At 70.5% G+C, this 10,976-nt stretch carries 11 protein-coding genes; 9 read left to right on the top strand and 2 right to left on the bottom strand.

Annotated elements, in window-relative coordinates; all coding sequences use genetic code 11:
* Positions 1-298: 298 nt before the first annotated feature.
* The gene (locus tag ABDW21_RS14390) at positions 299-2,155 is read left to right on the top strand and encodes an amino acid permease (protein WP_343601828.1); all 1,857 of its coding nucleotides are present in this window, start codon (positions 299-301) and stop codon (positions 2,153-2,155) included.
* Positions 2,156-2,325: 170 nt separating this feature from the next.
* Here the strand turns inward: ABDW21_RS14390 and ABDW21_RS14395 are convergent, their stop codons facing one another.
* Entirely contained in the window at positions 2,326-2,721 is a 396-nt protein-coding gene (locus ABDW21_RS14395) for a nitroreductase family deazaflavin-dependent oxidoreductase (protein ID WP_343601830.1), read from the bottom strand.
* 151 nt (positions 2,722-2,872) lie between these two features.
* Between ABDW21_RS14395 and hemL the strand changes: the two genes are divergently transcribed.
* Genes hemL through ABDW21_RS14430 form a run of 7 tightly spaced genes read left to right on the top strand, consistent with a single transcriptional unit; the run spans position 2,873 to position 10,174 of the window.
* Positions 2,873-4,249, top strand: a complete 1,377-nt coding sequence (hemL, locus tag ABDW21_RS14400; RefSeq protein WP_343601832.1) for a glutamate-1-semialdehyde 2,1-aminomutase — start codon at positions 2,873-2,875, stop codon at positions 4,247-4,249.
* Complete coding sequence (locus ABDW21_RS14405) at positions 4,249-4,857, top strand: histidine phosphatase family protein (RefSeq protein WP_343601834.1); 609 nt, start codon at positions 4,249-4,251, stop codon at positions 4,855-4,857. The genes hemL and ABDW21_RS14405 overlap by 1 nt, the downstream gene beginning before the upstream one ends.
* 2 nt (positions 4,858-4,859) lie before the next feature.
* Positions 4,860-5,465 carry a TlpA disulfide reductase family protein gene (locus ABDW21_RS14410; RefSeq protein WP_343601854.1) on the top strand — a complete coding sequence of 202 codons (606 nt, stop codon included), beginning with the start codon at positions 4,860-4,862 and terminating at the stop codon, positions 5,463-5,465.
* Entirely contained in the window at positions 5,462-6,241 is a 780-nt protein-coding gene (locus tag ABDW21_RS14415) for a cytochrome c biogenesis CcdA family protein (RefSeq protein ID WP_343710611.1), read from the top strand. The genes ABDW21_RS14410 and ABDW21_RS14415 overlap by 4 nt, the downstream gene beginning before the upstream one ends.
* Positions 6,238-7,854, top strand: coding sequence for a cytochrome c biogenesis protein ResB (locus tag ABDW21_RS14420; RefSeq protein ID WP_343601838.1), 1,617 nt, complete (start codon positions 6,238-6,240; stop codon positions 7,852-7,854). The genes ABDW21_RS14415 and ABDW21_RS14420 overlap by 4 nt, the downstream gene beginning before the upstream one ends.
* 5 nt (positions 7,855-7,859) lie before the next feature.
* The gene (ccsB, locus tag ABDW21_RS14425; RefSeq protein ID WP_343601840.1) at positions 7,860-8,834 is read left to right on the top strand and encodes a c-type cytochrome biogenesis protein CcsB; all 975 of its coding nucleotides are present in this window, start codon (positions 7,860-7,862) and stop codon (positions 8,832-8,834) included.
* A gap of 50 nt (positions 8,835-8,884) precedes the next feature.
* Positions 8,885-10,174, top strand: a complete 1,290-nt coding sequence (locus tag ABDW21_RS14430) for a MinD/ParA family protein (protein WP_343710612.1) — start codon at positions 8,885-8,887, stop codon at positions 10,172-10,174.
* A 34-nt stretch (positions 10,175-10,208) separates the two neighbouring features.
* On the opposite strand, the gene ABDW21_RS14435 is transcribed toward ABDW21_RS14430, so the two are convergent.
* Positions 10,209-10,361 carry a hypothetical protein gene (locus ABDW21_RS14435; protein WP_343601844.1) on the bottom strand — a complete coding sequence of 51 codons (153 nt, stop codon included), beginning with the start codon at positions 10,359-10,361 and terminating at the stop codon, positions 10,209-10,211.
* 47 nt (positions 10,362-10,408) lie between these two features.
* Between ABDW21_RS14435 and ABDW21_RS14440 the strand changes: the two genes are divergently transcribed.
* Complete coding sequence (locus tag ABDW21_RS14440; protein WP_343601846.1) at positions 10,409-10,798, top strand: DUF4229 domain-containing protein; 390 nt, start codon at positions 10,409-10,411, stop codon at positions 10,796-10,798.
* Positions 10,799-10,976 lie beyond the last annotated feature (178 nt).

Here is a 10,976-nt window from a genome sequence, read left to right on the forward strand (position 1 = left end):
CCGTCCGTGCGCCCCCACTCACAGCCCCGCCCTATACCACACGCTCCCCGATCCACATCGATGTCAGGAGAGCCGAACTTTCTGTGTTGACCTTCCGGGTTGGGTTGACCTTCCGGGTTGGGTTGCTCTCCAGGGTTGGCGCAGCAGCCCGAACGCGATGTGTACCAGCGAACCGGAACCGGCCCCAACTCAGGCGTGCGTCGTCAACCCTGAAAGCCTGGGCGGTCGGCTGGTGTCATTTCCGTCGGTGCCGGTGTTGATCGGCCGCGACGGCCCCGACGGGTGTTAGCGTCCGACCATGCTGCCGACACCGCAGGACGGCCCGGCCACCACGGCGAAGCTGCGGCAAGGGCTCTCGCAGCGACAGCTGAACATGATCGCGATCGGCGGGGTGATCGGTGCCGGGTTGTTCGTCGGGTCCGGAGTCATCATCGGCGAGACGGGACCCGGCGCGTTCCTGACGTACGCGATCTGCGGGGTGCTGATCGTCCTGGTGATGCGGATGCTGGGCGAGATGGCCAGCGCCAACCCGGCGACCGGATCTTTCGCCGACTATGCCCGCCAGGCTCTGGGCGAATGGGCGGGCTTCTCGGTGGGCTGGCTGTACTGGTATTTCTGGGTGATCGTGGTCGGCTTCGAGGCCGTCGCGGGTGGGCGAGTCGTGGGCTACTGGATCGACGCTCCGCTGTGGTTGCTCTCGCTGGTCTTGATGCTGGCGATGACAGCCACCAACCTGATCTCGGTGTCCTCGTTCGGCGAGTTCGAATTCTGGTTTGCCGGAATCAAAGTCGCCACCATCGTGGTCTTCCTGGGTGTCGGCTCGCTCTTCGTTCTCGGGCTGTGGCCCAGCCGTCACCTCGACCTCAGCAATCTGATGGGGCACGGCGGACTCTTCCCGCACGGCGTCGCAACGATCTTCGGCGCCGTCGCGGTGGTGATCTCGACGATGGTCGGGGCCGAGGTCGCCACCATCGCCGCCGCCGAAACCGCGGATCCCGAGCGCTCCGTCCGGCGCGCCACCACGTCGGTCGTCGCCCGCATCCTGGTCTTCTACGTGGGCTCGGTGTTCCTGCTGGCGGTCATCGTGCCATGGCACGCAAGTGAACTCGGCACCTCGCCCTATGCTGCCGCACTGACCGCTATGGGGATTCCCGCCGCGGCGGGAATCATGAACGCCGTGGTGCTGACGGCGGTGCTGTCGTGTCTGAACTCGGGCCTGTACACCGCGTCGAGAATGCTGTTCGTACTCGCCGCCCGCCACGAGGCGCCCGCCCGGCTGGTCAAGGTCGGACGTCGCGGAGTGCCCTACATCGCCGTGCTGTGCTCGTCGGTGGTGGGGTTTGTGTGCGTGGTCATGGCGTGGATCGCCCCCGCCGGGGTGTTCGTCTTCCTGCTGAAATCGTCCGGCGCCACCGTGCTGTTCGTGTACATGCTGATTGCCCTGTCGCAGATCGTGCTGCGTCGCCGGACGGCGCCGGAGCGGCTGCGGGTCACGATGTGGTTGTTCCCGGGCTTGTCGATCCTCACCCTGGCCGGCATGGTCGCCATCCTCGCGCAGATGGTGTTCGACGACGGCGCTCGCACCCAGCTCTGGCTGAGCCTGCTGTCCTGGGCGGTGGTCTTGGTGCTGTACGGCGCCGCCCGCCGCTGGCGCCGGCCGGCCGAGCCGGACTTCGGCGCACCGCCGACCGGCAAAGCCAGGCGGGTGCTGATCCTGGCCAACGAAGACCTTTCCGCCAGACAGCTTTTCGGTGCCCTGAGCCGGGTCGACAGGCAACGGCGCGCCGACTACTTCATCTGTGTGCCGGCCAGCCCCATCGGCACCGGGCAGGCGGAGACCACCGGCCCGGTGTACGTCTGGGATGCCACCCGGGAGGCCGCGCATCACCGGCTGGAGGCGATGCTGACCGCGATGCGCCACGCGGGACTGAGCGCCGCAGGAGAAATCGGCGACGACCGTCCGCTGCACGCGCTGGCCGATGCGATCGAGCGCTTCGCGCCGGACCAGTTGGTGATCGCCGAAGACCGCTCCAGCTGGCCACGGCTGCACCTGGTCGAGCGGGCCCGCTCGGCGTATGCGATTCCGGTGACCCACGTGTTGTCCAGTGAGCCTGCCGTGGATGTGGCGCTGGCCCCAACCACACTGTCCGGCTGAGAGGACCGTCACGACCCGGTGTCGCCGCGGTACTCCCGGTCGTGCCGGCGATCGTGGCATGCGGGGGTGACCCATGCGGGGGTGGCCTTGTTTGGGAAGCGGCGTGCCCCGACTGGATCGGATCCGCGAAATGCTCTGCTGCGCAGCGTGACCGGCGGGAAGGTCGAGTCTCAGCCGGTCTTGGTGAGCAGCACCGCCTGCTCGAAGGGCGCCCTGGCGAAGATCGCCCGCAGTCGGGGGCTCAGGTACCGCGCCGCCTCGGCGCGGGTGACCGTTCGTGGATCGGTGACACCGAAGGTTTTGCCGTGGCGCCGCATTCGCCCGCCACCGGCGGCGTTGAGGTTCTTCAGCCAGTCGCGGTCCGGGCCGTAGGTCAGCAGGATCGCCACCCCCGGCGTGCCGTCGATGTCTGCGCTGAACACCGTCAACGGGGTGCGATACAGAGCGCCGGAGCGGCGCCCGACGTGCTCGAGAATGCCGTATCCGGGAAGCCGGCCGGCCCACAGCCGTTGGATGGGGTTGGTCACGCGACGGTTGAACCGGGCGAGCCGCTGCGGAAGCTGCATACCCGCATGGTACGGCGGCCCGAGCCGCCGCCTACTCAGTCATTGAGAGCCGTGGTCATTGAGCGCCATGCCCCGGTGGCAGCCCGGCCCCGCCCGCACGAAAACTACACCCTGTAGTCGACAACTTCGGATCAGCTGGGACACTGGGGACATGTCCGGCACACAGCACGCGACGGCGGCCCGCACGGCGGCGTCGGCGACGTTGTTCGACGCCGCGCTTGCGGTCATCCCCGGTGGGGTGAACTCGCCGGTGCGGGCCTTCACCGCGGTCGGCGGCACCCCGCTGTTCATCACCGGGGCCGACGGTTGCCGGCTCACCGACGCCGACGGCAACCGCTACGTCGACCTGGTCTGCTCGTGGGGGCCGATGATCCTGGGTCACGCCCACCCCGCGGTGGTCGACGCCGTCGTCCGGGCCGCCGCCGGCGGGTTGTCGTTCGGCGCGCCGACCCCGGCGGAGAGCGAGCTGGCCGCCGAGATCATCGGCCGGGTGGCGCCCGTCGACAAGGTGCGGCTGGTGAACTCCGGCACCGAAGCCACCATGAGCGCGGTGCGGCTGGCCCGCGGGTTCACCGGGCGGGCCAAGATCGTCAAGTTCGCCGGCTGCTATCACGGACACGTCGACGCACTGCTGGCCGCCGCCGGATCGGGGGTGGCGACGCTGGGCTTGTGTGACGACCCACCGCGCCCGGCTTCGCCGCGCTCGCGATCGTCACGGGGTCTGCCGTCCTCGCCGGGCGTCACCGGCGCCACCACGGCCGACACGATTGTGTTGCCCTACAACGACATCGATGCCGTCGCACAGACGTTCGCGCGGTTCGGCGCCGACATCGCCGCGGTGATCACCGAGGCCAGCCCCGGCAACATGGGCGTCGTCCCGCCGGCGCCCGGGTTCAACGCCGCGCTGCGCAGGATCACCGCCGGGCACGGCGCGCTGCTGATCGTCGACGAAGTGATGACCGGCTTCCGGGTCAGCCGAAGTGGTTGGTACGGAATCGATCCGGTGGACGCCGATGTGTTCACGTTCGGCAAGGTGATGAGCGGCGGTTTGCCGGCCGCGGCGTTCGGCGGGCGCGCCGAGGTGATGGACCGGCTGGCGCCGCTGGGCCCGGTGTATCAGGCCGGCACGCTGTCGGGCAACCCGGTGGCGGTGGCCGCCGGATTGGCGACGCTGCGCGCCGCCGACGACGCGGTGTACCGCGCGCTGGATGCCAACGCCGACCGGCTGGCCGGGATGCTCTCCGATGCTCTGAGCAAATTCTCGGTGCCACACAGTATTTCGCGGTCCGGCAACATGCTGTCGGTGTTCTTCGGTGACACGCCGGTGACCGATTTCGCGTCGGCCCGGGCCAGTCAGACGTGGCGCTACCCGGCCTTCTTCCACGCCCTGCTGGACGCCGGCGTGTACCCGCCGTGCAGCGCGTTCGAGTCGTGGTTCGTCTCGGCCGCTCTCGACGACGCCGCGTTCGAGACGATCGACGCGGCGCTGCCCACCGCCGCCGCAGCCGCCGGGGAGAGTCGACCCTGATGGCCGAACTGACCCGGATCCATCTGGTGCGTCACGGCGAGGTGCACAACCCCGACGGCATCCTCTACGGGCGGCTGCCTGGATTCCGCCTGTCCGACAAGGGAAATCGGCAGGCGCAGGCGGTGGCCGACGCGCTGGCCGACCGTGATGTGGTCGCGGTGATCGCCTCGCCGCTGCAGCGGGCGCAGGAGACCGCCGCCCCGATCGCCGCGCGCCACGGCCTTGCGGTGGACTCCGACGCGGACCTGATCGAGTCGGCCAACGTCTTCGAGGGCAGGCGTCTCGGCCCCGGTGACGGCGCCTGGCGCGACCCCCGAATGTGGTGGCAGCTGCGCAATCCGTTCACCCCGTCGTGGGGTGAGCCGTACGCGCAGATCGCCGCCCGGATGGCCACCGCCGTCGACAAGATGCGCGCCCGCGCTGCCGGCCACGAGGCCATCTGCGTGAGCCACCAACTGCCGGTCTGGACTCTGCGGCTGCAGCTGACCGGCAGACGGCTCTGGCACGACCCGCGCCGCCGGCAGTGCGCGGTCGCGTCGGTGACCTCGCTGGTCTACGACGGCGACCGGTTGGCCGACGTGGAATACGCGGTCCCGGCGGGTGGATGACGATGCGGCGGCCGGCGATCATCGGGGCGCTGCTGGCCGTCCTGCTGGCCGGCTGTTCGCCCGGTGAGGGGGCCGTCGCGCAGGGCGGCACCTTCGAATTCGTCGCCCCCGGCGGCAAAACCGACATCTTCTACGACCCGCCGGCCGGCCGCGGCCGCCCGGGGCGGGTGGCCGGGCCCGACCTGACGGACCCGGCGCGCACGCTGTCGGTCGACGACTTTCCCGGCGACGTCGTCGTCGTCAACGTCTGGGGGCAGTGGTGCGGGCCGTGCCGGGCCGAGGTCGGCCAGCTGCAGCAGGTGTATGCCGCCACCCGCGCCGACGGCGTCGCATTCCTGGGCATCGACGTGCGCGACACCAGCCGGCAGGCCGCCCAGGACTTCGTGGCCGACCGCAACGTGACGTACCCGTCGATCTACGACCCGGCGATGCGCACCATGATCGCCTTCGGCGGCAGATACCCGACCACCGTCATCCCCTCCACGCTGGTGCTCGACCGTGAGCACCGGGTGGCCGCGGTCTTCCTGCGCGAACTGCTGGCCGAGGACCTGCGGCCGGTGGTACAGCGGATCGCGGCCGAGGGGCAGCCGCACCCGGGACCGCAGTGAACGGGTTCACCGAGATCGCCGCCGCCGGCCCGCTGGCGCTGGCGCTGGCGGTGTGCCTGCTGGCGGGCCTGGTGTCGTTCGCGTCGCCGTGCGTGGTGCCGCTGGTGCCCGGCTACCTGTCCTATCTGGCCGCGGTCGTGGGCGTCGACGAGACGCCGGCGCCCGGCACGCAGCAGGCCCCGCCCGGTGCGCGGTGGCGTGTCGCCGGCTCGGCGGTGCTGTTCGTGGCCGGATTCACCGCGGTGTTCGTGCTGGGCACCGTCGCCGTGCTCGGCATGACCACCACGCTGATCACCGATCAGCTGGTGCTGCAGCGGGTCGGCGGTGTGCTGACCGTGGTGATGGGCCTGGTGTTCGTCGGGTTCGTCCCGGGCCTGCAGCGCGAGGCCCGGTTCGCGCCGCGCCTGTTGTCGACGCTGGTCGGGGCGCCGCTGCTGGGCGCGGTGTTCGCGCTGGGCTGGACGCCGTGCCTGGGTCCGACGCTGGCCGGCGTGATCACCGTCGCGTCGGCCACCGACGGCGCCAGCGTGGCCCGCGGGATCGTGCTGGTGGTCGCCTACTGCCTGGGGCTGGGTGCCCCGTTCGTGCTGATGGCGTTGGGGTCGGCGACGGCCGTCGCGGGGCTGGGCTGGCTGCGCCGCCACACCCGGGCGCTGCAGATCGTCGGTGGCATCCTGCTGGTCGCCGTCGGGTTGGCGCTGGCCACCGGGGTCTGGAACGGTGTCGTCGGGTGGGTTCGCGACGCGTTCGTGTCCGACGTGAGGTTGCCGATATGAGGCGGCGAGCGGTGGGCGCCGCCCGCTGGCTCGCGCAGAATGGGCGCAACACCTGGCGCTCGCTGACGTCGATGGGCACCGCGCTGGTGCTGCTTTTCCTGCTGGTGCTGGGCGCGCTGCCCGGCGCGTTGCTGCCGCAGCGCAGCCTGAACGCCGGCAGGGTCGACGACTACCTGGCCGCCCATCCGCTGCTCGGGCCGTGGCTGGACCGGGTGCAGGCGTTCGACGTGTTCTCCAGCTTCTGGTTCACCGCCATCTACGTGCTGCTGTTCACCTCGCTGGTGGGCTGCCTGACCCCGCGGATGCTGGAGCACGTCCGCAGCGTGCGCGCCACACCGGTGGCCGCACCGCGCAACCTGGGGCGGCTGCCCAAACACGCGAGCGCGCAGCTGATCGGCGACCCCCAAAACCCGGGAGCGGTGGCCGCGGCGATGGCAAGCCGGCTGCGCGGCTGGCGCACCGTCGTCCGCCACCACGACGGCACCGCCGAGCTGTCCGCGGAGAAGGGCTACCTGCGCGAGGCCGGCAACCTGGCGTTCCACTTCTCGCTGTTGGGCCTGCTGGTGGCGGTCGGCATCGGTGCGTTGTTCGGCTACGAGGGCAACGTGATCGTGATCGCCGACGGCGGCCCCGGATTCTGCTCGGCGTCCCCGGCCGCGTTCGACTCGTTCCGCGCCGGCAACGTCGTCGACGGCACGTCCCTGCATCCGCTGTGCATCCGGGTCGACGACTTCGCCGCGCACTACCTGCCCTCCGGCCAGGCCACGTCCTTTGCGGCGGGCATCGACTACCAGGCCGGCCCCGACCTAGCCGTCGACCGGTGGCGGCCCTACCGGCTAGAGGTCAACCACCCGCTGCGCATCGGCGGCAACCGGGTGTACCTGCAGGGCCACGGCTACGCGCCGACCTTCACGGTCACCTTCGCCGACGGGCAGACCCGCACGTCGACCGTGCAATGGCGGCCCGACAACCCGCAGACGCTGCTGTCCTCGGGGGTCGCGCGCGTCGACCCGCCGGCCGGCACCTATCCCGACGCCGCCGAGCGTCGCAAACACCAGATCGCCATCCAGGGCCTGCTGGCGCCCACCGAACAGCTCGACGGCACCCTGCTGTCGTCGAGCTTTCCCGCCCTGAACGCGCCGGCCGTCGCGATCGACGTCTATGCCGGCGACACCGGCTTGGACACCGGCCGGCCGCAGTCGCTCTACACCCTGGACACCAGGCTCGTCGACCAGCACCGATTGACCAAGCTGGCGCGGGTGAACCTGCGGGCCGGCGAACAGGTGCGGCTCTCCGACGGCACCGCGGTGCGCTTCGACGGCGCCGTGCCGTTCGTCAACCTGCAGGTCTCCCACGATCCCGGTCAGGTCGCGGTGCTGGTGTTCGCCGTCACGATGATGGCCGGGCTGGTGGTGTCGCTGCTGGTGCGCCGACGACGGGTCTGGGTCCGCGTCGCGCCGGGCGAGACCCTCGGTACGGTGAACATCGAGCTGGGTGGTCTGGCGCGCACCGACAATTCCGGGTGGGGCGACGAATTCGAGCGGCTCACCGGGCGGTTGGTGGCCGGATTCGGCGCGCCCGCGGCTGCCCAGCCGGTTGGGATTGAGGAGTGACGCCGATGAACACCCCGCACATCCACGTCGGATTGGCCCGAGCCTCCGACTGGGCGTTCACGTCGGCGGTGGTGCTGCTGGTGGTGGCGTTGCTGCTGCTGGCCGCCGAGCTGGCCTACGCGCGCACCCGCCGGCCGGACCGCCCGCTGGTGACGGCCGGGGCGGTGGGGGCCGACAGCGTCACACCCGGCGTCGTGCTCGACGCACCGCGGCGCCCGGTTGACGAACGAGCGGGCCGGGCGGGTCTGGTCCTGGTGTACGCGGGCACCGGGGCGCTGCTGGCCTGCATCGTGCTGCGCGGTTTGGCCACCGTGCGGGTGCCGTGGGGCAACATGTACGAGTTCATCAACCTGACCTGCTTGTGCGGGTTGGTTGCCGGTGCGATCGTGTTGCGCCGCCCCCAGTACCGCCCGCTGTGGGTGTTCGTGCTGCTGCCGGTGCTGATCTTGTTGACGGTGTCGGGGCACTGGCTTTACGCCAACGCCGCCCCGGTGATGCCGGCGCTGCAGTCCTACTGGCTGCCCATCCACGTGTCGGTGGTCAGCCTCGGCTCGGGGGTTTTCCTGGTCGCGGGGGTGGCCAGCATCCTGTTTCTGCTGCGGACGTCCCGGTTCGGCGACGCGGACGCGTCCGGTGCCGTTGCCCGCGTGGTGCAGCGCCTGCCCGACGCGCCGACGCTGGACCGGATCGCCTACCGCACGACGATCTTCGCGTTCCCGGTCTTCGGTTTCGGCGTCATATTCGGCGCGATCTGGGCCGAGGAAGCCTGGGGCCGGTACTGGGGCTGGGACCCCAAGGAGACGGTGGCGTTCGTCGCCTGGATCGTGTACGCCGCCTATCTGCATGCCAGGTCGACGGTAGGCTGGCGGGACGGTAAGGCGGCCTGGATCAACGTGGTGGGCTTCGCGGCCATGGTGTTCAACCTGTTCTTCGTTAACCTGGTGACCGTGGGCCTGCACTCGTATGCGGGTGTCGGCTAACTTTTGGGGTGCTGCGACGAGGGCTGCGACGAGGGCTGCAATGAGGGGAAGTGCACGTGTCTGACCATCCGACGCGGGGCGCCGGGGCGGCTGGCGGCAACCCGGACCAGCCGACGACGCAGTTGCCGCCCCAGCCGCCCTTCGGCGAGCCGCCCGCTCCCACCGGCGACGCGGAGACCAGGGCATTCGCCGGTTTCCGCACGGAGCGTCGCGTCGCCGACAACCGAACCCGGGCGGTACCGCCGCCGCAGACCGTCGCCGAGCCGCGCGCGTGGGCGGCCACGCCGGCCAAGGGGATGCCGCGCGTCGTGGATTCGCCCGGCTACACCGGCGGGTATTACGGCGGGCAGCCGGGCGGCGGCCACGCTCAGACGCCCTACCAGCACATGCCCGCGCCGCCCACGCCCTACCCGGAACTGTCCACGCGGTCGCTGTTGCGTCAGGTCAAACCCGCGCCGTCGGAAGGCTGGCGCAGGTGGCTGTATCTGATGTCGGGACAGCTGATCAATCTGGGCGAAAGCCCGCGGGTCATGCGGTACAACGACCTGTTGGTCCACGTGAACCGGCCGCTGCGGGGCTGCTATCGGGTGGCGATGTTGTCGCTGAAGGGCGGCGTCGGCAAGACCACCGTCACCGCAGGTCTCGGTGCTGTCTTCGCCTCGATCCGCGGTGACCGGGTCGTGGCCGTCGACGCCAACCCCGACCGCGGCACGCTGAGCCAGAAGGTGCCGTCGGAGACGCCGGCGACGGTGCGGCATCTGCTGCGGGACGCCGAGGGCATCCAGCGCTACAGCGACGTCCGCAGCTACACCTCGCAGGGTCCCAGCCGGCTGGAGGTGCTGGCCTCGGAAAGCGACCCGGCCATGTCGGAGGCGTTCAGCGACCAGGACTACACCCGAACCCTGGAAATCCTGGAACGGTTCTACGGCCTGGTGCTCACCGACTGCGGCACCGGTTTGCTGCATTCGGCGATGTCGGCGGTGCTGGCCAAGGCCGACACGCTGATCGTAGTCAGCTCCGGGTCGATCGACGGCGCACGCAGCGCTTCGGCGACGCTGGACTGGCTGGACGCGCACGGCCACGAGGAGCAGGTGCGCAACTCGATCGCGGTCATCAACGCCGTGCGGCCGCGTTCGGGGAAGGTCGACATGCAAAAGGTGGTGGACCATTTCTCGCGCCGGTGCCGGGCGGTTCGGTTGGTGCCGTTCGACCCGCATCTGGAGGAGGGCGCCGAGATCAACCTGGATCGGCTCAGGCGGGAAACCCGGGAAGCGTTCATCGAACTGGCGGCCGTTGTCGCCGACGGCTTTCCCAGCGACCAGCGCCGCGATTTCATCTAGCCCGGCTGGGAGGTTGGCTGCTCAACGGGGGTTGTCACCTGTTGCCAGGGCCCAGCCGCCGCAAGAACTCCGGATCATCGTCAGGGCCGATGACGCGCGTTTTCGGCCGGCTCACCTGTGCGTGGGCGGCCCGCCATCCGATGTAGATCAGCGTCCCCAGAACGAGGACCAGGAGCAGGTACAGCACTCGATAACCTCCTTGGCCCGAATATACCTGCGTCGTAGGCTCGCACTGTGCCAGACGGTCGCGGTTCCACCCCCCGCGCCGTGGGTGACGTCGCGCTCTACGCGGCGGCCCGGCTGGCGCTGGTGGTGCTGCTCAGCGGGGTGATCTACGGAACGGCCCGGCTGCTGGGTGTGCGCGAGTTCCCTGTTGTCGTCGCCGTGCTGTTCGCATTGATCATCGGGATGCCGCTGGGCATCTGGCTGCTCGCACCCTTGCGGCGCCGGGCCACGGCCACGCTCGAGCAGGCCGGCGCGCGACGGCGGCGGGACCGCGAGCAACTGCGGGCCCGGCTGAGCGGTGCGGCCCCGTCAGTCGAGCCCTCATCCGACGAGCCTTCACCCGACGAGCCTTCACCCGACGAGCCTTCACCTGCCGAGCCACCATCCGACGAGCAGTGACGCGGATCGACGGGCTCCGTGTCGACTGTGCGTCCACGGCGACGACTGTGCGGTGGGGGCGGCGGCACGCCGCTCAGGCCCGCCGTGGGCGCACAGTGAAAGCCGTGGGCGCACAGTGAAAGCCGTGGGCGCACAGTGAAAGCCGTGGGCGCACAGTGAAAGCCGTGGGCGCACAGTG

Origin of the sequence: Mycobacterium sp., from assembly GCF_039583805.1 — a bacterium.
Taxonomy (GTDB): Bacteria; Actinomycetota; Actinomycetes; order Mycobacteriales; family Mycobacteriaceae; genus Mycobacterium.

What these genes read in the sequence shown, in the direction of transcription:
- ccsB (WP_343601840.1), top strand. Translation starts at nt 7,860, where the DNA reads ATGAACACCCCGCACATCCACGTCGGATTGGCCCGAGCCTCCGACTGG.
- ABDW21_RS14405 (WP_343601834.1), top strand. Translation starts at nt 4,249, where the DNA reads ATGGCCGAACTGACCCGGATCCATCTGGTGCGTCACGGCGAGGTGCAC.
- ABDW21_RS14390 (WP_343601828.1), top strand. Translation starts at nt 299, where the DNA reads ATGCTGCCGACACCGCAGGACGGCCCGGCCACCACGGCGAAGCTGCGG.
- ABDW21_RS14410 (WP_343601854.1), top strand. Translation starts at nt 4,860, where the DNA reads ATGCGGCGGCCGGCGATCATCGGGGCGCTGCTGGCCGTCCTGCTGGCC.
- ABDW21_RS14395 (WP_343601830.1), bottom strand. Translation starts at nt 2,721, where the DNA reads ATGCAGCTTCCGCAGCGGCTCGCCCGGTTCAACCGTCGCGTGACCAAC.
- ABDW21_RS14420 (WP_343601838.1), top strand. Translation starts at nt 6,238, where the DNA reads ATGAGGCGGCGAGCGGTGGGCGCCGCCCGCTGGCTCGCGCAGAATGGG.
- hemL (WP_343601832.1), top strand. Translation starts at nt 2,873, where the DNA reads ATGTCCGGCACACAGCACGCGACGGCGGCCCGCACGGCGGCGTCGGCG.